Below are 23573 nucleotides of genomic sequence, written 5' to 3' on the forward strand. Positions count from 1 at the left end.
CGGCAGGGCCTACGCCGCGGCCACCTGCCCGAGTGGTCGCGGTAGGCGCCGCCGCATCACGACGTCCGCCAAACGGCGTGGCCTCTGCCGGATGGCGGAGCCGCGGCGGGCGTGGACACCATTCCGCTGGTAGTACTCGGTAGGACGACGGCTTTACCGAGAAGGGGCGATGGCTGCGGTGACGGACGGACCGATGCATCCAGGACACCCGCTGGCGGCGCCCGTGGATCTTGGTGGTACCGGGTACTACATCCACTGGGGTGTGCTGCAGATCTCGGCGGCGAACGCCGTGGTCATCGTTCTCATGCTGATCGTTTTCGTGCTGGCGCTGCTCCTGCCCTTCCCTCGCGGTCGGCAGCGGCGATGAGCGGCACGGCAGAAGACCGGCCGGACAGCTCGGACGGTGGGCGCACGGGAGGATGGACCGGCGCCGTGCGGCGGCGTGCCGTGCGCGCGGTGCCGCCGGACAAGCTGCTCCCCACCACTCAGCCGGAGTACGTGGCTTCCTGGATCTACGTGTTCGGGGTCCTCACGCTGTCCAGCCTGGTGGTGGTCGTCGTCACCGGATGCGTTCTGGCGCTCTTCGGGCCCGCGTGGTGGCACGACTCGGGCACGGGCAGGTACGTCAACAGTCTTCACCTGTGGAGTGTCGAACTGTTCATGTTCTTCATGGTCGTCCACCTGTGGGGCAAGTTCTTCATGGCCGCATGGCGCGGTCGTCGGGCACTGACGTGGGTCACCGGAGCCGTCGTCTTCCTTGCCTCCATCGGGGCCGCCTTCACCGGCTACCTGGTGCAGCAGAACTTCGACTCGCAGTGGATCGCGGACCAGGCCAAGGACGGCCTGAACTCGGTGGGCATCGGTGCCTGGTTCAACGTACTGGACTTCGGCCAGATGTTCATGTGGCACATCGTGCTGCTGCCCTTGGCCGTGGTCGCCCTCGCGGTCTGGCACATCCTCCTGGTGCGCCTGCGCGGCGTGGTGCCGCCCATCGGAGCCGCCACAGCCGAAGCGGTGCCCGGCACCGGCAGGTCGCGGGAGCCCGCATGAGAGGACGAGGGACCGGCCGCGAACCGGTGCCCGGCCCCGACTCCTTCCCCCGGCGGCCGTACGACTTGGTCAAGGAGTTCACCATCGCCCTGGCGGCGGCCGTCGTGCTGACGGTCGGCCTCGCGGCGCTCTTCTCCTCACCCGACGAAAGCCCGATCACCCTGGCCCGTTGGGCGAGGAGCGCGCCCGACGACTTCGCCGCAACCGCCGTCGCCGAACTGGCCGCCACCAGTGGCACCGCACAGTACGGCCCCCCGTACACCTCCACCCCCGGTGCCGAACAGAAGATCGGTCCGGTGAGCCTCCAACGCGCGGCCGGGGTGACCATCCCGATCAACACGGCACGCGACTTCGTGCTCCGCCCGCTCACCGCTGCGCCGGAGCCTGCTTCCGTCTCCGACGGGCTGGCCACTTGGCGCGATGCACCCGCCGGACGTCGACGGCAATGGGCCACCGCCTACGCCGAAGCGCTCGACAGGGCCGGAGGCGACCCGGCCGACGTCCCGCCCGGTGACTACGGCCCCGTCCCGGTGCTCACCTCCCGACTGCTGGAACTCGCGCAGGCGGGGGCACTCGACGGCGAACTGCTGGCCGCCGGCCATTTCTACCAGACGGACTACACCAGACCACTGCTGTTCCTGGGGGACGGCTCGTACCTCGAAGACCAGGCCCGGGCCCGGCACCTGGCCGGTGACCAGTGGGGGATGATGAACGAGACCGGCAACTACCCGGGCCAGCCCTGGCTCTGGCTGTACACGCTGTGGTACCAGATCGAACCGTTCAGCAGCTCCGGCAACGCCGACGCCCTGGTCTGGGGCCTGATGGCACTGCTCACCCTCGTGTTCATCCTGGTCCCGTTCATCCCGGGCATCAGATCGATCCCACGATGGAGTCGTGTCCACCGGCTCGTCTGGCGCGACTACTACCGCTCGCGCCGAACGGCACGGCGTCACTGACGATACGGGCCCGCCACGCCACGACCGCGGATCAGGGCCCGTCCCCGGCAGCACGGAGCCCCGTTCGTCCTCCCTCTGCCCTGCGGCCGTCCGGGCCACCAGCAGCCAAATCGACGCATCGTCCACCGTCCACGGCCGGTGGACACACCATCCCGAGACGAACCGCGGGTATCCGGGGAAGCCGCACCAACCGGTTCGGGGATTTCGCCGATGACCGGGACGGGTGCCCGAAGATCGCGAAACAACGGGAGAACAAATAGGAGGAGTTCGCTCCGTTTCCGTGGTTCGCCGCCGGTATCCGGCGTATCGCCAGCACCCCCCATGCGCTCGAGTCGGTCTGCGCCGGATCCGGAGAGCGGTCACCTATCGCGGAAACCTCCCGGACGGGCAGGTCGCGTCGGAATGCGCCCGCAGGACGATTGCGTCGCGATATCCCACCGGCAAGGGGCGGGCCCGTTGCGCGATGCGCCGGAAGACCGCGCTGAAACCTTCTGACATCATCTTCGACAACCGCCACTCGGCGCCCCGCGAGTAGCCGGCAACCCCAATTTCAACCCTCGTTTGACAGACCCACTACTGTGGCAGTTGGGACCAGCGTGTCACCAAGGCCCTCCTGAATGAGAATCACCAGACTCTGCGAGATTCGGAACAAATCAACTCGGGCCGATCACCCTTCCGAATTACAGGCGCTTCTGCCGTCGAACAAGAAGGACAATTCCGTCTCGGCAATGCCTGTGCGCCTCTATTCACGCCGGACTACGTCATTTTTCGCTGCAACGACACAGTGCGCCCAGCTGAATCAAGTGACGTTCTCCGGAGGCACGTTGTACTTTCAATTGGCGAAGGCATATTCCAGCCGGCGGTCTTCACCGTTGAGAGGGACACGCATGACGAGTCACGCACCCGAAGCCGATCTTGAGGACGTCCTCGGCCAGGCGCTGCAGGCCACAGGCACGGGCGAGCGCTGGACGGCCGACACGGACGAGATGTGGTGCCGCCTTACGCCGCGGTCCGCGGCTCAGCGCGAACAGGGCTGGAAGCTGCATGTGTCGGCGACGGCCGCCTCCGCGCCGGACGTCCTCACGAAGGCCCTGGGCGTGCTGTTGCGGGAGGAGGCGGCATTCAAGTTCGCCCGGTCGCTCGAACAGGTGAGCGCGCTCAATTCCCGTGCCACCCCGCGGGGAAACTCGGGCAAGTTCATCACCGTGTACCCGCGCTCCGACGCCGACGCGGCCCGGATCGCGCAGCAACTGCACAGGGCCACGACGGGCCTGACCGGCCCGCGGATCCTGTCCGACCAGCCGTACGCCGCGCACAGCCTCGTGCACTACCGCTACGGCGCCTTCGTCGGCCGGCGCCGGCTGTCGGACGAGGGCCTGCTCGTGTGGTTCATCGAGGACCCCGACGGCAATCCCGTGGAGGACAAGCGCACCGGGCAGTACTCCCCGCCCCCTTGGGCGGTCAGCCCCTTCCCCGCGTCGGTACCGGTGCCACCGCGGACGGAGAAGGCCGCGAGCCGCCCGGTGGTGATCGGAGGCCGTTTCTCGGTACGGGAGGCGATCCGGCACACGAACAAGGGGGGCGTCTACCGGGGTACGGACGTCACCACGGGTGCACCCGTGGTGATCAAGGAGGCGCGGCCGCACGTGGAGGCCGACACCTCCGGCTGCGACGTGCGCGACTGGCTGCGCGCCGAGGCCCGGGCGCTGGACAAGCTCAAGGGCACGAAACTGGCGCCGGAGCCGCTTGCGATGTTCGAGCACGCCGGGCACCTGTTCCTGGCCCAGGAGGAGATCCCGGGCGTGCCCCTGCGCACCTGGGTCGCCGAGCGCTTCCGCGACGTCGGGAGCGAGCGGTACCGCGCCGACGCGCTGGCTCAGGTCGGACGTCTGGTGGAGCTGGTCGCAGCGGCCCACGCCCGCGGCTGCGTGCTGAGGGACTTCACTCCTGGCAACGTCATGGTCCGCCCGGACGGTGAACTGCGCCTGATCGACCTGGAGCTCGCCGTCCTGGAGGACGACGTCCCGCTGCCGACCCGTGTGGGAACCCCGGGCTTCAGCGCCCCCGAGCGTCTGGTGGACGCACCCGTCTCCCCGACCGCCGACTACTACAGCCTCGGTGCCACCGTGTGCTTCGTGCTGGCTGGGAAGGTGCCGAACCTGCTGGCCGAGGAGCCCACCACCAGGACCGACGAGCAGAGGTTCGCCGCCTGGCTGGACGCCTGTGCCGACTCGCTGGTGCTGCCGGACGGCCTGCGGGAGATGATCCTCGGGCTGATGAAGGACGATCCCGCCCAGCGCTGGGACCCCGCCAGAGCGCGTGCGGCCCTGCGCACGACGGACACGGCGCGGGCGGGGTACCCCGCCACCGGGTCGGCGCGCCGGGGCGAGCCGGACGACGCGATGAACGGCGCGGTGGCGGGGATCGTGGACCACCTCGTCGATTCGATGACACCGAGCGACGACCGGCGGTTGTGGCCCGTGTCCACCAAGGCCGGCGAGACCGGCCCCTGCACCGTGCAGCAGGGCGCGGCCGGTGTCCTGGCGGTCCTGACGCGGTACTTCGAACTCACCGGCGACCCGCGCCTGCCGGAGCCGATCTCGACCGCGGGCCACTGGATCGCGGCCCGTACCGACGCCCACTCCGTCCGTCCCGGCCTGCACTTCGGCGGCCGGGGAACCGCCTGGGCGCTGTACGACGCCGGACGTGCCGTCGCCGACCGCGCGCTCATGGACCACGCGGTGGCTCTGGCTCTGGCCCCGCAGGAGCGGACGCCCAGTCACGACATCACCCACGGCTCGGCGGGCAGTGGACTCGCCGCCGCCCACCTGTTCAACCGTACCGGCGACCCGCGCTTCGCCGGGCTGGTCGTCGACGCGGCCGACCGGCTGGCCGCAGCCGCAGAGCAGGACCCGCCCGGCGTGAGCTGGCCGGTTCCCGCGGAAGCCGTTTCCGAGGAGGCCGGCAAGCGGTATCTGGGCTTCGCGCACGGAACGGCCGGCATAGGCTGCTTCCTGCTCGCCGCGGCGGCCGTGTCGAAGCGCCGGGACCACATGGAGCTGGCCGTGGCGGCGGGAGAGCACCTGGTGGCCAACGCCGTGACGGTCGGCGAGGCGGCCCAGTGGCCTGCCCAGGCCACGGACGTGCCCACGGCCCCGTACTGGTGCCACGGTTCGGCGGGCATCGGTTCCTTCCTGGTCCGCCTGTGGCAGGCCACCGGCGACGCCCGGTTCGGCGATCTCGCCCGCGGCGCTGCGCACGCCGTCGTGGAACGCGCCTCCCGCGCAGCCCTCACCCAGTGCCACGGGCTGGCGGGGAACGGCGACTTCCTCCTCGACATGGCCGAGGCGACGGGGGACCCCGCCTACCGTGCCATGGCCGAGGGCCTGGCCCGTCTCGTCGTCTCCGAACGGGCCCACCGCGACAGCCACGTCGTCTTCCCCAACGAATACGGGGACGTCTCGACGAGCTGGAGCGACGGATCCGCAGGAATCCTCGCGTTCCTCCTGCGGATCCGACACACCGACGACCGGCACTGGATGGTCCAGCGGCCGGTTTGAGCGGCAGGGAACCCCTGTCGCCACCTCACAGAGAAGGAGAATGTCATGGAGAACCAGGCTCTCGAGCTGCTGGCCCACCTGCACGCCCTTCCGGAGACCGACCCGGTCGGCATCGACGGAGCACCGTTCGCCTCGACGTGCGAGTGCGTCGGCCTGCTGACCCTCCTCAACACCGTCTGCGTGGGCGTGAGCTGCGCCTAGACAGGCAGTGTCCTCCGGCCGGTGACTGCCCCGGGCAGTCACCGGCCGGAGCGACCTCATGTCCCGCGCGGCCCTCCACCGCCTCGCCTCGCACCCCGAGCACCGGGGCGGACGGCCGCGCATCGAGCCCGGCCCCGACTGCGCTCGGGGCCGGCGCGCGTGTCACCGACTCCGGGCACGGGCCGGCCGTACCGCTGCGGCCGGCCCGTGCCACGCCTCTCGCCCCGCCCGTGCGCGCCCGTGTCCGCGGACGACCACCTCGTAGACGAGGACCCGACCATGCAGCCACCCGCCGGTGACGACGCTCCGGCCCAGGCATCCGTCCTGACCGCCGCCCTCACGAACCCGAACGCCACGCACTCCGCGACCGATCCGGCGTACGCCATCAGCACGCGCGGTCTGGTCAAGACCTACACGGGCCCGGACGGAACCGCCACGCACGCCGTTCGAGGCCTGGACCTGGACGTGTTCCAGGGCGAGGCCTTCGCCTTCCTCGGCCCCAACGGTGCCGGGAAGTCCACCACCATCGCCCTGCTGTGCGCCCTGGCCCGCCCTACCGCCGGACAGGCCACCGTGGCGGGCGCCGATGTGCTCAGCCGTCCGGAGCAGGTACGGCGGCGGGTCGGGATGCTCTTCCAGCACAGCGCCCTGGACCCGGACCTGACAGCCGAGCAGAACCTGCACATCCACGCGCGGCTGTACGGAATGCGCCGCCGGCTCGCCCGTCTGCGCACCACGGAGACGCTGGACATGGTCGGACTGGCCGACCGGCGGCGCTCTCCGGTCCGCACCCTGTCCGGCGGCATGCGGCGCCGACTGGAGCTCGCCCGTGGCCTGCTGCACGCGCCCCAGGTGCTGTTCCTGGACGAGCCGACCACCGGACTCGATCCCCATGCCCGTGCGCAGGTCTGGGATCACCTGCGCGCGCTGCGCGACCGGCACGGCAGCACGCTCTTCGTCACCACCCACTATCTGGAGGAGGCGGAGCACTGCGACCGCCTCGCCATCATCGACGACGGGCGACGCGTGGCACAGGGCACGCCCCACGCGCTGAAGGCCGCCATCGGAGACGACCGGGTGGCGTTGCGCACCGGCGACGACGCGGCCGCGCGACAGGTCGTGCGCCGGATCGCGCCACCGGGCGCGGTCGTCACCGTGGACGAGGACGGCGTCTGCCTGCGGGTGCCGGACGGCAGCGCCTGGATTCCCCGCCTGTGCGCGGCGCTGGAAGCCCACGGCATCGCCGTGCATGCGGCCACGGCGACCCCGCCGACGCTCGACGACGTCTTCTTCCACCACACCGGCCGCAGCATCCACACCGCCCGACCGGACCGCACACCGGCCGCCCCCGTCGCGGGCGGGGCCACGGCAGAAACGGAGACGGGCCCGTGAGCGCACCCGCTCTTCAGACTTCGAACGCCTCTGACCCTCCTGGAGCCTCCGGCAGCCCGGCTCGTGAGCCGCTGACCCATCTGCGCCGTGAACTGCGGGCGATCCACGCCCTGGTCCACCGCGATCTGCTGCGCCTGTTCGCTCAGCCCACCCACACCGCCCTCATGCTGATCCAGCCGGTGCTCTACCTGTTCATCCTGGGGGGCGGTCTGGCCGCTCTGATCCCCGACTCCTCGCTGGGCGTCGGGTACCAGACCTACCTCTTCCCCGGCATGCTGATGATGACGGTGCAGACGCCGGCCATCATGGTCGGTATCCGACTGATCACCGACCGGCAGAGCGGCTACCTGCGGGAGCTGCTGATGGCCCCGGTCAGCCGGCCCACCCTGCTCCTGGGGAACTGCGCGGGTGGCACCGTGGTCGCCGCGGTCCAGGGTGCCGTACTGCTCGGCCTGGCCGGTGCGGTCGGCCTGCCCTACGACCCGCTCCTCCTGGTGACGCTCCTCGGCGGCATGATCCTGGCCTCCTTCACCATCACGGCCCTGGCCCTGGCGCTGGCCGTGAGCCTCCGGCGGGCCGAGGTGTTCCACATGCTCCTCGGCCTGGTGATGATGCCCCTGCTGTTCCTCTCCGGCGGATTCTTCCCGCTCAGGAACCTGCCGGGCTGGGCCCAGGCACTGGCCGGCGCCAATCCGCTCGCCTACGGAGTGGATCTGCTGCGCCGTTCCATCGCGCTGCGGGTTCCGGACCGGGCAGCCGTGGCGGGCATCGAGTGGTTCGGGCGGCAACCTCCCCTGCTCCTCGAGGGCGCCCTTCTCATGGCCGGCGGCACCGTGGCCCTGCTCTGGGCCGCCCACCGCTTCAGCCGCCCCGAGTGAACGAGATGCGGGGCCGATCCCGAGAAGCACAACTCGTGATCGCGTGACGAGCCCTTTCCACCTGAGTGAGCCTCCCTCTTTCCGAACGCCAGGCGACCTCGATGGCACGATCGGGGGTGGACCGCACCCGATGCCGCATGGAAGGGTCGGTCGGCCGTCCGGCTCGGCACCGGCCGCGTGGACCCGGGGCCGCTCGTTCAGGCGGCGTGCGGCTGCCAGGCCTCCTGGAAGCGGCGGCGGGCGCGGTACAGGCGGGAGCGGACGGTGCCCACGGGCAGGGAGAGCGTCGCCGCCATCTCGTCCTCGTTGAGGCCGTAGAACCGCAGCGCGAGGACCTGACGGTGCTGTTCGGAGAGCCGGTCGAGCACGTCGTTGATGTGCACGGCGTCCAGGGGGTTCTCCAGCGGTCCGGAGTCCACGTGGAGGCTGGCGGCCTCCTCGCGCAGCCGCTTGGCGGTGCGGACGGCCTCGCGGGTCGTGACGGCGCGGACCCAGCCGAAGAAGGCTGCGGGTTCGCGCAGTGAGCCGAGGCCGCGGTAGATGGCCAGGAGTGCCTCCTGGACGGCGTCGGAACCGTTGTCGCCCGCGATGGGGAAGCACACCCGGGCGACGTACGGCGTGATCTCGGTGAGCAGGTCGTTCATCGCGCGATGGTCTCCGGCCCGGGCACGGGAGACCAACGCGGTGACGACTGTGGGGGGTTCGTTCTCGGACTTCATCGTGGAGGGCTGCTCCTTGGCTGAGGGAGGCCGGGTGCGTGGTGCGCGAGCGGCTCCCGTGCGAGCGAGCGGCGGGTGACGGTCGCGCCGGACCTGTGAGCGGCGGGGGACCCCACCGCGGGCTTCAGGCCGTCGGCACGGGGACGGGCCGTTCCTCGTCGGCGAGGGAGAGGAGCGTGACACGGACCTCGTCGCGCAGCTCCGCCATGAACGCCGGGCTGAAGCAGGCCGTGTGGTGGGGGAACTCGACGGCCAGTCGCCCGTCGAAAGAGACCACGCAGGCCATCAGCGGGCTGCGGCCGGCCTGGGGGAAGTAGTGCTCGCGGGCGGGCACCAGCCGGACGTCGGTCATGCGCAGGCCGTCGGGGAGCCGTGGGCCGGGTACCACGCCCATGTTCGTGACGATGACCGTGCCCAACTGGAGGGTGGGGTGCCGGGGGACGTCCGGCATGATCCGCATCTCGTGGAAGTGCTCGCCCCGGTCGAGGAAGTCCCGTACCCCTTGTCCCACTTGACGGGCCAGCGCGACGGGGTCGCTGTCGCCGGCCACCTCCACCGCGCGGACGTGGGCGGTGACCGCGGCGACCATGACGTCCGGGGACAGCGCCGGCGTGAGGCGCGAGCGCAGGTCGACGGGTGACATGCAGCGCAGGACGCGGGGGCCGGTGCCGTCGAGGCGGCGCCGGGCCGCGATCAGGACGGCGGCGCCGACCAGGCCGTGCACGGACAGCCCGGCGGTACGGGCCGAGCGGCGCAGCCGACCGGTCTGTCCGGCGTCCAGGAGCAGGCGCTGGATCTCGATGCGCTGCTGCTCCCCCGTGGTGTCACCGGTGGCGGGGACGTCGTAGGCGAGGAGTTCCACCGGGCTGCCGGTCTCCTCGATACGGCGTTCGAGGTACCGCGTGACGTCCGCCGGGTCGGCGGGCGGAAGCAGGGTGCTGACGGGAGCGGGGAGGCTGGTGGCCGCCTCCGGGGCCGGGAGGCCGGCGGCCGGACGGCCTGCCCCGGCGGGGTCGGCGCACTCCCGGTAGCGGTCCCACACGGCGTTGAGCAGGGCGATCGCGCTGTGTCCGTCGGTGATGACGTGGTCGACGACGAGGACGAACAGGTGGCGTTCCCCACCGGGGGCGCTGACGAGGGTGGCCCGGGCCAGTGGGCCCCCCACCGGCAGCGGGTCGTTGAGTTCCTCCGCGTACTCCTCGTCCCCGCCGGTCCGGGCGCGCAGCCGCGGCCGTTCCCCCTCGGGCAGCAGCGCGAGGGCGTAACCGGTGCCCGCTGGGACGATCCTGGTCAGCAGGGTCGGCCGCTCGGCGGTGACGTTGTCGAACGCCGCCGCCAACGCGGCGGTGTCGACGGGCCCGTCCAGGGCGCACGACACCACGGCCCGGCTTCTCTGGGCGACGTACAGCCCTTCCACGGGACACAGCTCGCGTTGCATGCACACAGCCTTTCTCTCCGCCGGCTCACGCACCGGGCAGGATCACGCGGAGAATCTCCGCGCCTGCTTTCCGAATTCCCCGCGCACGCCGGACGGGCATGTCATGAGACCGCCCCGATCGAAGCAAGCGCTTTTTCAGCACGGGAAACAGACGGACGGGCTCCTGGTGTCGCCAACCGGTGTACAGGGGACCGACCATCGCCCAGGAAAGGGTTTTCTCGTCCTGGTCCGCGTTCCGTGCTGATTTCTGTCGCTGTCCGTGCCGGACACCGCGGCACCTGCCCAAGGAGCCGCCCGACCCACCTCTTCGCCCCTCCCGTTACGGCGTCACCCGAAGGGCGGCGCCCAGTCCCCCACGACCGGCGCGATGCCGGGCGGGCAGAGAGCCCGGCACGGCCGCGACCGACTCGTCCGGCATGGCCGCCACCTCGGCACAGGTCCCCCGCCGAGGGGGGTCCGCCGCCTCCCCGCTCCCCGCATATTTCCACATCACGACTAAGAACAGACGTATGAACAGGGCAAGTTGACTGATTCATGCCGTGGCAACGGCATACCGCACGGCGTGCCGCGGCACCGTCGCGGGCGCGAAGCAACGGCCGGGTCGGACCCGGGCGGGAGGGCGGTACCCCGACGACCAGGGCGGCCGCTCCCGGCCACAGGTACCTCACGCCGGTGTCGCGTCACCGGCGCACGCCCCCTTCGCGCCCTACGCGCGACCGCTTCCCACGGCCTGCCTCGCGTGGCAACAGCGCCTCGGCAGAGGATGTCTCAAATCAATTCCCGCCGCCGGTAACCGCGGCCGGAGCAGAAACGGAGTATTTCCCCAACGTTTTCCCGGAGCTGTTCGGAGTGGCCCGGGACGCCCTTGACTGGCCCACTGCCGGTCATGCAGAGTGAGGCGGCGGATGATGATCGTTCATTCTGGCACTGTTTCTGCGCTCTGCCATACACCTCGACTTTCCCATCGAATGCACCGCATTGACGCTGCGTCCGCCATCCGGAACTCAGCCGGTACTTCCCGGTGAACCTGTGAAACCGCTCGCCATTGAGGGTTGGTGCCATGTCAGTCCACGAGCACGAACATCGGCCGCTGTCGGGCGCCCAGGAGGGACTCTGGTTCGCGGGGAGGCTCGCACCGCACGCCGCCGCCTACAACACGGGTGAGTACGTGGAGATCCACGGCCCCGTCGACCCCGACCTCTTCGAGGTCGCACTGCGCCGTACCGTCGCCGAGGCCGACACGTTCGCGTTGCGCTTCTCCGACACCCCGGACGGCCCGCGCTGCCGGTCCGCCACGGCTCCGGACGACTGGCCACTGCACCGCGTCGACGTCAGCACGGAACCCGATCCGGGGGCCGCGGCCGAGGACTGGATCCGCCGGGACCTGGTCATACCCGTCGACCTGGCCTCGGGGCCCCTGTTCTCGCACGCGCTGATCAGGCTGGCCGCCGACCGGTTCATCTGGTTCCTGAAGGCCCATCACATCGTGCTGGACGGCTACGGCTACAAACTGGTCGCCCGCCGCCTCGCCGAGACCTACACCGCGCTGGCGGACGGGCGCGAACCGGAGCCGGCCGGCTTCGAACCGGTGGCCCGGCTGCAGGCGGAGGAGGCCGCCTACCTCGCCTCGGAGCGGCACGCACGCGACCGCGAGCACTGGGCGGCCCGGCTGGCCGGCCTGCCCGAGCCGGTACGGCTGACCGAGCGCACCGCCCCGCCCGAGGCGCCGTTCCTGCGCAGCACGTACGACCTGTCCCCGGCCGAGGCCGACGCGCTGAACGCGGCGGCGGCCCGGCTGCGGGTCTCCCGCACCGATCTGCTGGTCGGCGCGGTCACGGCCTACGTCCACCGCATGACCGGTGCGGAGGATCTCGTCCTGGGCCTCGCCACCATGAGCCGACCGGGTTCGGCGGCGCTGCGCACACCGGGCACCGCCTCGGACATCCTGCCGCTGCGGGTGGCCGCCCCGGCCGCCGCAACGGTGGAGGACCTGGTGCAGCACGTGGTCGGGGAGCTGCGCCCGCTGCGGCGGCACCAGCAGTACCGCGGCGAGTTCCTGCGCCGGGACCTGGGGCTGCTGGGCGCGGGGCGCCGGGTGCACGGGCCGGTGGTGAACATCGTGCCCTTCTCCGAGGACCTGGTCTTCGACGGGCATCCCACCACCTCCCACCACCTCTCCGGCGGCGCGGTGGACGACCTCCAGATCACCGTGCGGCCGGGCGCCGGGGCGGGCGGCCTGTGGCTCGCCTTCGACGCCAACCCGGCGACGTACGAGCAACACGAACTCGACACCCATCTACGACGGTTCCGTCATGTTCTGCGGCAACTCACCGAGGCACCCGGGACGTTACCGCTCGCCGAGGTCTCCCTCCTGCTGCCCGGCGAGGAGCCGCAGACCGCACCGGCCCGCGCCTATCCCGTCACCACCACGCTGACCAGGCGCTTCGAGGACCGGGCGGCCTTGGCCCCGCACGCTCTGGCGGTCACCTGCGAGGGCGAGAGCCTCGACTACGCCGGCCTCAACGCCGAGTCCAACCGGCTGGCCCGGCTGCTCGTGGAGCACGGCGCGGGACCGGGCCGGGTCGTCGCGCTCGCGCTGCCCCGGGGCATCCGGCTGGTCGTGGCCCTGCTCGCCGTCCTGAAGTCGGGCGCCGCCTATCTGCCGCTGGACACCGGGCACCCCGCGCAGCGGCTGCGGCTGGTCACCGAGGACGTACCGCCCACGGTGCTCGTCACCGACGCGGACACCGTCAAAACGCTGCCCGTGCTCCCGGTGCCCACCGTCGTGCTGGGCGCCCCCGAGACCGCCCAGGACCTCGCCCGGCGGGCGGCCGGTGATCTCACCGACGGCGAGCGCACCGGGACCACCGGCCCGGGCGACACCGCGTACATCATCCACACCTCTGGCTCCACCGGCCGCCCCAAGGGCGTCCCGGTACCGCACGCGAACGTGCTCAGGCTGTTCGCGTCCTGCGCGGAGCACTTCGACTTCGGCGAGGACGACGTGTGGACGTTGTTCCACTCGTACGCCTTCGACTTCTCCGTCTGGGAGATCTGGGGCGCGCTGCTGCACGGCGGGCGGCTCGTCGTCGTGCCCCACGCGGTCAGCCGGTCGCCGCGGGATCTCCTCGGGCTGCTGCGGGCCGAGCGGGTCACGGTCCTCAACCAGACCCCGTCCGCGTTCGAGCAGCTGATGCTGGCGGACCTGGACGGCGAACCCACCGCATCCGCCCTCAAGTACGTGGTTTTCGGCGGGGAGGCGCTGCGGCCGGATCGGCTGCGGCCGTGGGCGGACCGGTACGGCCTCGACGCCCCGGCGCTGATCAACATGTACGGCATCACCGAGACCACCGTGCACGTCACGTTCCAGCGGCTGGCCCGGGCCCATCTCGACGATCCGCGCCGGCCGAGCGTGATCGGCGTTCCGCTCGCCGACCTGTGCGTCCACCTGCTCGACGCGGCACGCAAGCCCGTACCGCCGGGTGTCGTCGGTGAGATGTACGTGTCCGGCGCGGGGCTCGCCCCCGGATACCTCGACCGGCCGGAGCTCACCGCGGAACGGTTCGTCGAGGACCCGTTCGGACCGCCCGGAGGCCGGATGTACCGCACGGGCGACCTGGCCCGGCGCACGTCCGACGGCGTGCTGGAGTACGTCTCCCGCGCCGACGAGCAGGTGAAGATCCGCGGTTTCCGGGTCGAGCCGGGCGAGATCCAGGCCGTGCTGGCCGAGCACCCCGGGGTGGCCCGCGCGGCGGTCGTCGCGCGCCGCGGCGCGGACGACCGGCCACAGCTCGTCGCCTACGCCGTCCCCGCCGACGGCCGTCGGCCGCGCCCCACCGAGCTGCGCGCCCACCTGGCCGAGCGGCTGCCCGGCCACATGGTCCCCGCGGCCTGCGTCCTGCTCGACGCGCTGCCGCTGACGGCGAACGGCAAGCTCGACACGCGGGCGCTCCCCGAACCGGATCTCGCCGACGCCGCGGCCGGGCACCGGCCCTCGACCCCCGAACAGAAGCTCGTGTGCCGTCTGTTCGCCGAAGTGCTGCGGCTGCCCGCCGACGCGGTGGGAGTGACCGGCAACTTCTTCGACCTCGGTGGGCACTCGCTGCTCGCCGTGCGCCTGCTGGCCCGGCTGCGCGCCGAGACCGGCCACGAGCTGCCCATCAGCGTGCTCTTCGACACGCCGACGCCCACCGCTCTGGCCGTCCGGCTCGCCGAGGACGCGGGCCGGGAGCCCCGGTTGCCCGCTCTGGAGGCACGCCGGCGTCCCGCGCGGGTGCCGCTCTCCTTCGCCCAGGAACGGATGTGGTTCCTGAACCGCCTGGACGGCGCGGCGGCGACGTACAACATCCCCCTGGCCGTGTCCCTGGAGCACGAGGTCGACGTGGCAGCACTGCGCGCGGCCCTCGCCGACGTCGTGGACCGGCACGAGAGCCTGCGCACGGTGTTCGCGGACGACGGGCAGGGAGCGCATCAGCTGGTCCTGCCGCCCGACGGGACCCGGCCGGAGCTGCGGATCGTGGACTGCCCGGCCGAAGAGGCCGCCGCGCAGGTGGCGCTCGCCGCCCGCCACCGCTTCGACCTGACCCGGGACGGCGCGCTGTGGGCCGCGCTGATCGGCACCGGCGCCACACGCACCCTGCTGCTCGTGCTGCACCACAGCGCGGCGGACGGCTGGTCGCTGCGCCCCCTCGCGGACGACCTGAGCGCCGCCTACGAGGCGCGCCGCGAGGGCCGGGCCCCGCACGGGAAGCCGCTGCCGGTGCAGTACGCCGACTTCGCGCTCTGGCAGCGCGGCGTGCTGTCGGCCGCGCCCGACGGTCCGGGCCGCCTGGAGCAGCTGACCGAGTTCTGGCGCGGGGCTCTGGCCGGTCTGCCCGCCGAGACCACGCTGCCCGCGGACCGGCCCCGGTCCCCGGTCCCCGGAGGCGGAGGCGCCCATGTGACGGCGGCGCTGGGCGCCCCCGCGCACCGCGAGCTGCTGAGGCTGGCCGAGGCGGAGGACGTCAGCCTGTTCATGGTGCTGCACGCCGCCCTGGGCGCCCTGCTCTGTCGCTGGGGCGCGGGCGACGACCTCGCGGTCGGCACCCCGGTGGCCGGCCGCTCCGACCCCGCTCTGGACGACGTGATCGGGCTGATCACCAACACGCTGGTGCTGCGCACCGATGTCTCGGGCGACCCGGGCTTCCGTGAGCTCCTCGGCCGCACACGGCGGTTCGACATCGCCGCGCTGGACCACCAGGATCTGCCGTTCGACCTTCTCGTCGACGGCCTGAACCCGCCGCGCCACCCCGCCCGGCACCCCCTGTTCCAGGTGATGCTGGCCCTGCAGAACAACGAGCCGGCCGTGCTCCGCCTCGGTGGGCAGGCCGCTCCCCTGCGGCCGACGGCGACCGGCACAGCCAAGTTCGACCTCTTCGTCGACGTCCTCGAACGGCGCGGCGGACACGGCGCTCCCGAGGGACTCGACCTCCACGTCGAGTACGCCACGGACCTGTTCGCGCCGAAGACCGCCGCCTGCTTCGCCGAGGCGCTGTCGGCCGCCCTGGAGGCCGTGTGCGCCGACCCGGGCCTGCGGGTGAGCGCCCTGCCCGCTCCCCCGCCGCGCGCCACCGGCGAACTGCCCGGTGGGCCGGGCGACCCGGTCACCAGGGCTCTCGGTGTCGCGGGTGTCCGCGACGCCGTCGCCCTGGCGCCGGACGCGCTGTACGTGGTGCCCGGCCGGGCAGGCGCCGCCGACCAGGTGGAGCAGGCGCTCGACGCAGCCCGTGTCACCGCCGTCAACGCGCTGCCCCGCACCCCGGACGGCGTCCTGGACGCCGACGCGCTGCGCGCCCTGCCACCGGTCGACAGCACCGCGGCCACCCGGTGGCAGCGGGAACTCGCCCGCCTGGCCGGCGTCCGCGAGGCGGCCGTACGGCTGGAGGAGATCCCCGATGAGCCGGGCCGCATCCACACCGGGCTTCCGCGCCCTGCCCGGCAGGAGCAGGAGCCTCACGGCACGGAGCCCGGCGGCACGGTCCCGGCCCTCAGCGAGGGCGGCCCCCTTCCCGAACCGACGGTGCCCGGCTGGGCGCAGGCCCTCACCCGGGCCGCCGCCCTGCCGCACGGTGAGATCGTGCACGTGCGCGCCGACGGCGGCGAGACCCGCCGCGGCTACGCCTCCCTCGCCGACGAGGCCTCCCGGGTCCTGGGCGGACTGCGCCGCCAGGGTCTGCGCCCCGGCGACCAGGTGATCCTCCAGTGCTCCGACACCGAGGACTTCGTGGCCGTCCTGTGGGGGTGCATCCTCGGCGGATTCGTCGCCGTACCCCTGACCGTGCCCGCGTCCTACACGACGCCGTCGGCCGCCGTCACCAAGTTGGAGGGCATCTGGCGGATGCTGGACCGGCCGTGGATCGTCGCCTCGCCGGATGACGCTGCCGGGCTGCGCGCCCTGGCGGACCGCGACGGCTGGCCGGACCTCCGGCTGACGACCGCGGACGCCCTGCGCGAGGCGCCCGAGGACCGGGACTGGCATCCCGCCCGGCCCGACGACCTGATCCTCATGCTGATGACGTCGGGCAGCACCGGCCTGCCCAAGGCCGTGCGGATCACCCACCGGGGAGTGCTGACCCGGTCGGCGGCGACCGCGGCGATGAACGGCCTCGGCGAGCACGACGTCAGCCTCAACTGGATCCCGCTGGACCATGTGACCGGCGTCGTGATGTTCCACCTGCGCGATGTGTACCTCGGCTGCCGGCAGGTCCACGCGCCCACCTCGTGGATCCTCCAGGACCCGCTGCGCTGGGCCGACCTGGCCGACCGGCACCGGGTGACCGTCACCTGGGCGCCCAACTTCGCCTTCGGGCTCTTCGCCGAACAGGCGCACCGGTTCGGCGGGCGCACCTGGGACCTGTCGCCGATGCGGCTGGTGATGAACGCGGGCGAGGTCGTCGTGGCCTCCGCCGCGCGCCGCTTCCTGCACGTGCTGCGCCCGTACGGTCTGCCGCAGGACGTGATGCACCCGGGCTGGGGCATGTCGGAGACCTGCTCGGTGGTGACCGACAGCGTCCTGCCGGCCGAACCCGAGGGTCACGACGAGGCGTTCGTCAGCTGTGGCCTGCCGTATCCCGGGTTCGCCATGCGGGTCGTCGGCGAACACGACGCACTGCTCGCGGAGGGCCGGGTCGGCCGGCTCCAGGTACGCGGCACGTCGGTCACCCGGGGGTACCACGACAACGCGAAGGCGAACGCCGAGTCGTTCACCGCGGACGGCTGGTTCGACACCGGGGACCTCGCGTTCCTGCGGGACGGCGAGCTGTACATCACCGGCCGCGCCAAGGACGTCATCATCGTCAACGGGGTCAATCACTACAGCCACGAGATCGAGGCCTGCGTCGAGGAACTCCCCTGCGTGACACGGAGTTTCACGGCTGCGGTCGCTGTGCGCAGCGACCCGTCGGCGCCCACCGACGAACTGGCCCTGTTCTTCCGCCTCACCGAGGGCCAGGACCCGGCCACCGCCCTGCGGGAGATCGGCGGCAAGGTGACCCGGGAGAACGGGATCTCCCCCGCCTTCCTCGTCCCGGTCTCCGCCGAGGACATCCCCAAGACGGAGATCGGGAAGATCCAGCGCACCAGACTCCGCAAGAGGTTCGAGGCGGGCGACTTCGACGAGGCGGTCCGCGCCTCCCAGGTGCTCCTGGGCACCGCAGCCACGCTGCCCGACTGGTTCCTGCGGCCGGTGTGGCAGCGGGCCGACGCCCTGCACCCTCCCCTGCCCGTCCGGGGCCGGCACACGCTGGTGCTGGGCGACGGCCCGACGGCCGTGCGCGTGGCCGAACGGCTGCGCGCGGAGGGCGGCTTGTGCACGCTGGCCGGCGAGGGCCCGTCGTACGAGCGGCTCGACGCCGCCGCCTACCGCGTGGGGCCGGACGGCTTCGGGAAGCTGCTGGACTCTCTCGCGGCCGACGGACGCGAGCCGGACCGTGTCCTGCTCCTTCCCGCGGAGTCGGCGGATCCAGCGGAGTCCCTGCTGGCCTTCGCCCGCGCGCTGATCGACCGGCACGACCCCGGGCGGCCCCTGCCCCTGCTGTTCGCGACCACCGGGGCCCAGGCGGTGACCGCACAGGACCGGCCGGGGTGGACGCACGCCACGGCCGTGGGGCTGCTCAAGTCCCTGCGGGAGGAGCACCCGTGGCTGCGGGCCGTCCATGTGGACCTGCCGCCGGGCGGTGCGCCGGACATCGACGTGCTCCTCGCCGAGGCCGCGACCGCGCCCGTGGACGCGGAGGTCGCCCACCGGGGCGGGCAGCGCCATGTGCGCCGTCTGGCGCCGCTGCCCGACCCCCTGCCGCGGCGCACCCCGCCGGGCGACGCCGGTTTCCATCTGGTCACCGGCGGCCTGGGCGGCGTGGGCGTGGAGCTCGCGGAACACCTCCTCAAGTCCCCGGGCGCGAGGCTGCTGCTGCTCGGCAGGACCGCCTCCGGTGAGGCGGAGCGCCTGCGCGGGCTGGGAGACGTACGGTTCGCCGCGGCGGACGTCACCGACGCCGGGCAGGTGCGGGCCGCCGTCCGGGAGGCGGCCGAGGCATGGGGGGTGCCGCTGACCTCGGTGCTGCATCTCGCGGGCGTCTTCGACGAGCGGCCCGTGCGCGATCTGGACCGGGGCGGCTGGCGGGCGGCGCTGACCGCGAAGGTGCGGGGCGCCCTGGTCCTGCACGAGATCGCGGCGGAGCACCCGGTGGACTCCTTCATCCTGTTCTCCTCCGTCAACGGCTTCTTCGGCGGTGCCATGAACGCCGCCTACTCGGCCGCCAACGCCTTCCTCGACGCCCTGGCCGTGCACCGGCGCGGTCTCGGGCTGCCCGGGCAGAGCCTGGCGTGGAGCATGTGGCGCGAGCGGGGCATGAGCCGCGGCTACGGGCTCACCTCGCTCACCGAGGCACGCGGCTACCGCGTGCTGGACACGGCCGCGGCGCTGCGCTCCTTCGACTTCGCGCGGTCGCTCGACGAGCCCCACCTGCTGATCGGCGCGGATCGAACCGCCCCCTGGGTGCGCAGCCATGTCGTGGCCCCCGTACGGCAGGTGCGCAGACTCGCGGCCCGGGTGGCCCTCGACGAGGGCACCGATCTGGGTGCCCTCTGCCTGGCGGCCACCCGCGACGCACCGGCCGGAACCCGGGTGCTGCGGTCGGCGGGAACCGCTCCGGGGCGGTCGGCCGACGCCGAGGGCGACGAGGCCCTCCGGCGGCTGGAGGCGCGGCTCGCCGAGGTGTGGTGCCGGGTGCTGGGCCGCGACCGGGTGGACCGTGACGAGAACTTCTTCGACCTGGGCGGCAACTCCCTGCTCATGGTCGGCGCGCAGGCGGCGATCGACGAGGAACTGGGCTGCCGGTCGGAGGTGGTCGACCTGTTCGCGCATCCGACCGTGCGCGCGCTCGCCCGGCATCTCTCGGACCGCGGCACCGTGGCGGCTCCGCAGCCGGATGCCGCGCCGACCGGCCTCGACCGGGCCAGGCAGCAGGCACAGCGGCAGCGGGCGGCCCGCGGCGCCCGCCGCTCCGTACGGGAACGCGCACAGGAACGGAAGGACCGAGCCGATGGATGACCACCTGCCCCGGCCGCAGGAGGAGCCGCCCGCCGTTGCCGTGATCGGCATGGCGGCACGCTTCCCCGGCGCGGACGACGTCGACGCGTTCTGGGAGAACCTCGCCGCCGGCCGTGACTCGATACGGCCCGTCACCGACGAGGAGTTCCTCGCGGCGGGCGGTGACCCGCGCGACCTCGACGACCCGGGCCTGGTACGCGTGGCGTCGGTGGTCGAGGGCATCGACCGCTTCGACGCCGGCTTCTTCGGCTACAGCCCCGCCGAGGCGGCCGTCGTCGACCCGCAGCAGCGGCTGCTGCTGGAGACCTCCTACCACGCGCTGGAGGACGCGGGCTGCGTGCGCGAGGCCCGGGACGGGGTGACGGGCGTGTACGCGGGCGGCGCCGACAGCCGCTACTACCCGGCCCACATCCACCCGCGGTACGCCGGGCAGCCGGGCTCGGTGGACCTGGTGCACGCGGCGACCGCCAACTCGCTGGGCACGCTGGCCACCCGGATCTCCTACGAGCTCGGTCTGACCGGGCCCGCCCTGTCCCTGCACACCGCCTGCTCGACGGCGCTGGTCGCACTGCACACCGCCTGCCAGGACCTCCTCGGCTTCGAGTGCGATCTCGCGCTGGCCGGTGCGGTCTCCCTCAACCCCTCCGCGTTCCTGGGCTACCGGCACGTGCCGGACGGCCCCTTCTCCCCCGACGGCCGCTGCAGGGCGTTCGCGGCCGACGCGGCCGGGACCTCCTCCGGCGACGGGGTCGGCGCCGTGGTGCTCAAACGCCTGGAGGACGCCCTCGCCGACGGGGACCGGATCCGCGCGGTGATCCGGGGTTCCGCGGTCAACAACGACGGACGCCGCAAGGTCGGCTTCACCGCGCCCAGCGCGGCCGGGCAGACAGAGGTGATCCTCGCCGCGCAGGCCCAGGCCGATGTGGACGCGGACACCATCGGCCTGGTCGAGGCGCACGGCACCGCCACCCGTATCGGCGACCCGATCGAGGTGGCCGCGCTGACCGAGGCGTTCCGGCAGAGCACCGACCGACGCGGGTTCTGCGCACTGGGCTCGGTCAAGACCAACATCGGTCACCTCGGCGCGGCGGCCGGAATCGCCGGGTTCGTCAAGGCCGCCCTCGCCCTGGAGCACCGGCGGATTCCGCCCAGCCTGCATTTCGGCGCGCCCAATCCGCTGATCGACTTCGCGTCGGGCCCGTTCCGGGTGCCGACCGCCCTGGAGGAGTGGCCCGCGCAGCGGCATCCCCGGCGTGCCTCGGTGAGTGCCTTCGGCGTCGGCGGCACCAACGCCCACGTCGTCCTGGAGGAGGCGCCGCCAACCCGCGAGACGCCGCGGCCGCCGGAGACTCCGCGGCGTCATGTCCTCCCGCTGTCCGCGCGGACGGCCGGAGCCCTGCGTGGCCAGGCCGAGGCCCTGGCCCGGCACCTGGAGCGCCGGCCGGGCACGCGCCTGGACGACGTCGCGCACTCCCTGCGCACCGAACGCCCCCCGATGCGCCACCGGTCGGCGGTCGTCGCCACCACGCCGGCCGAGGCGGTCGCCGCGCTGCGCTCCCTGCAGCCGCTCCTCCCGCCGGTGCCCGACGAGCCGCCACGGGTGGCGTTCCTGCTGCCCGGTGGCGGCACCCAGTACGTCGGCATGGGTGCCGAGCTGTACCGCGATCACGACGTCTACCGCGACGCGGTGGACCACTGTGCGCGCGTGCTGCGGCCGGTGACCGACGGGGATCTGCGCACCGCGCTGTTCGACCGCGTCGAACCGGGCAGCACCGAGGCCTTCCTGGCGCTGGTGGTCACCGAGTACGCGCTGGCCCGCACCCTCATGGAGGCGGGGGTGCGCCCGGACATGTTCATCGGGCACTCGCTCGGCGAGTACACGGCAGCCTGCCTGGCCGGCGTGATGGAACTCGACGAGATGCTGCCGGTGGTCGCGGAGCGCATCCGGCTCATCGCCGCCTGCGGCGGTGCCACGGTCGGTGTCGCCGCTCCGGCCGCCGACCTCGCACCGCTCCTCGGCCCGGATCTGTCGTTGAGCGCCGTGAACGGCCCGGCCGCCTGCACCGTCGCCGGGCGGGCCGACGCGGTGGACCGGCTGGAGGCCGAACTCACCCGCCGTGGTGTGCCGTTCAGGCGGCTGCGCATGCCGGCCGCCGCGCACTCCCACGTCCTCGACCCGATCCTGGACAGGTTCGCCGGTCAGCTGCGCACCCTGCGCCTGCGACCGCCGTCCATCCCGTACGTCACCAACGTCACCGGCACCTGGGTCGCCGGCGCCGATGCCACGGACGTCCGGCACTGGGTGGACCACACGCGGCGCACGGTCCGCTTCGCCGACGGCGTCGGCGCGCTGTGGGAGCGCGGCCGGCCGGTGCTCGTCGAGGTCGGACCGGGCGACAGCCTGACGAAGCTGGCCCGTGCCCGGCTGGCGGACCAGGACCCGGTGACGGTCACGACCATGCGGCACGCCAAGGCCGACGCGCCCGACGGCTTCGTGCTGGCCGGGGCTCTGGGCCGCCTGTGGGCCGCCGGGGTGGACGCGGCCCTGCCCCGGGACGCGGAGCCGGACCTTCGCCGGGTGAGGCTGCCCGGGTACGCCTTCGACCGGCACCGGCACTGGATCGACGCGCCCGGAGCCCGCACCGGCCCGGGTGCGGGCTCCGATGCCGCGGAGAACCCCGGGGACCCCGGCGCCGAACGTCTGCCGCGCCCCCACCTGACCGTCGAGCACCGGGCACCGCTCACCCCGCGGGAACGCGCGGTCACCCTGCTGTGGGAGGAGACGCTCGGCATCGAGGGCATCGGCGTCGACGACAACTTCTTCGACCTGGGCGGCGATTCGATGCGTGCCGTGCTCCTGGCCGGCCGGCTCCGTTCGGCCGGCGTGCTGGACCTGCCGGCGGCGGCGCTCCTCGCCGCCCCGACGGTCGCCGGGCTGCTGGCGGGTGCCGGGGACCGGGGCGCGCCGCCCGATGCGCTGCGGCCCCTGCTGCCGCTGCGCGCCGAGGGTGACCGGACCCCGCTGTTCTGTGTCCATCCCGGGGCAGGGGTCGCCTGGCGCTACACCGGGCTGCTGCCCCATCTCGGCGCCGACCAGCCGCTGTTCGGCATCCAGGCGGACGGCCTCGACGGCAGCCGTCGGCCCGCGCCGGACGCACCGTCGATGGTGGCGTCGTACGTGGAGCTGGTCCGCGAGGCCCGACCCGGCGGCCCCTACCGGCTGCTGGGCTGGTCCTACGGCGGATTCGTGGCGCACGCGATGGCCTGTGCCCTCCAGGAGCAGGGCGAGGAGGTCGAGTTGCTGGCCCTGCTCGACGCGCCGCAGCCCCAGGGCACGGTGCACGATCCGGCGCAGGCGGAACGCCAGGTGGCGGCGCTGCTCCAGCGGGTGGCGGGGCTGCCGGTCGACGACGCGTTAGACGTCGCCACCGTGTTGCGCGGGATCCCGGAGCAAAGCGGCGGGGCCCCGTCACCGGTGACCCGTGCCGAGGCCACGGCGATCGCCGGCGTCATGCGCAACAACCTCCGCATCGCACCGCAGTTCCGCCCCGGTGTCTTCCGCGGCGACGCGCTGTTCTTCAGCGCCGCCCAGGACGACGGCGCCGACGGCGGCGACCTCGCACTCGCGCCGGACAAGGCCGACGGCTGGCGGCCGTACGTCAGCGGCACGCTCACCGACCACTCCGTTCCCTGCGGCCACTACGAGATGACCGAGCCGGAGCCCATGGCCGTGATCGGCGCGGAGCTGGCCAAGGCGCTCCGCCCCGTCTCGGAGTGAGCCTCGGTGCCG

11 protein-coding genes are annotated in these 23573 nt (G+C 73.0%); 9 read left to right on the forward strand and 2 right to left on the reverse strand.

All coding sequences use genetic code 11. The features are described 5' to 3' along the window. Positions 1-193: 193 nt before the first annotated feature. The 7 genes from I3F54_RS15950 to I3F54_RS15980 all read left to right on the forward strand — a co-directional run bounded on the left by I3F54_RS15950 (position 194) and on the right by I3F54_RS15980 (position 8037). Entirely contained in the window at positions 194-367 is a 174-nt protein-coding gene (locus I3F54_RS15950) for a hypothetical protein (protein WP_240119428.1), read from the forward strand. A gap of 65 nt (positions 368-432) precedes the next feature. Beyond that, positions 433-1050, forward strand: a complete 618-nt coding sequence (locus I3F54_RS32390; RefSeq protein WP_240119429.1) for a cytochrome b N-terminal domain-containing protein — start codon at positions 433-435, stop codon at positions 1048-1050. Continuing rightward, positions 1047-2006, forward strand: coding sequence for a hypothetical protein (locus I3F54_RS15960; protein ID WP_240119430.1), 960 nt, complete (start codon positions 1047-1049; stop codon positions 2004-2006). Before I3F54_RS32390 ends, I3F54_RS15960 begins: the two co-directional genes overlap by 4 nt. A gap of 887 nt (positions 2007-2893) precedes the next feature. Continuing rightward, on the forward strand, positions 2894-5566 hold the full coding sequence (gene lanL / locus I3F54_RS15965; protein WP_240119431.1) for a class IV lanthionine synthetase LanL: 2673 nt from the start codon (positions 2894-2896) through the stop codon (positions 5564-5566). 45 nt (positions 5567-5611) lie between these two features. Then, complete coding sequence (locus I3F54_RS15970) at positions 5612-5767, forward strand: VenA family class IV lanthipeptide (protein ID WP_240119433.1); 156 nt, start codon at positions 5612-5614, stop codon at positions 5765-5767. Between the two features lie 279 nt (positions 5768-6046). After that, positions 6047-7159, forward strand: a complete 1113-nt coding sequence (locus I3F54_RS15975; RefSeq protein ID WP_240119434.1) for an ATP-binding cassette domain-containing protein — start codon at positions 6047-6049, stop codon at positions 7157-7159. Next, positions 7156-8037: an ABC transporter permease gene (locus tag I3F54_RS15980; RefSeq protein ID WP_374205929.1), complete on the forward strand. Its 882-nt coding sequence runs from the start codon at positions 7156-7158 to the stop codon at positions 8035-8037. Before I3F54_RS15975 ends, I3F54_RS15980 begins: the two co-directional genes overlap by 4 nt. 197 nt (positions 8038-8234) lie before the next feature. Here the strand turns inward: I3F54_RS15980 and I3F54_RS15985 are convergent, their stop codons facing one another. Continuing rightward, the gene (locus tag I3F54_RS15985; RefSeq protein WP_240119435.1) at positions 8235-8756 is read right to left on the reverse strand and encodes an RNA polymerase sigma factor; all 522 of its coding nucleotides are present in this window, start codon (positions 8754-8756) and stop codon (positions 8235-8237) included. A gap of 124 nt (positions 8757-8880) precedes the next feature. Next, complete coding sequence (locus tag I3F54_RS15990) at positions 8881-10194, reverse strand: protein kinase (protein WP_240119436.1); 1314 nt, start codon at positions 10192-10194, stop codon at positions 8881-8883. A gap of 1060 nt (positions 10195-11254) precedes the next feature. Here I3F54_RS15990 and I3F54_RS15995 point away from each other — a divergent pair. Next, positions 11255-19783, forward strand: a complete 8529-nt coding sequence (locus I3F54_RS15995; RefSeq protein ID WP_240119437.1) for a non-ribosomal peptide synthetase — start codon at positions 11255-11257, stop codon at positions 19781-19783. Beyond that, positions 19776-23561: a type I polyketide synthase gene (locus I3F54_RS16000; RefSeq protein ID WP_240119438.1), complete on the forward strand. Its 3786-nt coding sequence runs from the start codon at positions 19776-19778 to the stop codon at positions 23559-23561. Before I3F54_RS15995 ends, I3F54_RS16000 begins: the two co-directional genes overlap by 8 nt. The last annotated feature ends 12 nt before the right edge of the window (positions 23562-23573 follow it).

This window comes from Streptomyces sp. MUM 2J (genome assembly GCF_022414535.1).
In the GTDB taxonomy this organism is placed as follows: Bacteria; Actinomycetota; Actinomycetes; order Streptomycetales; family Streptomycetaceae; genus Streptomyces.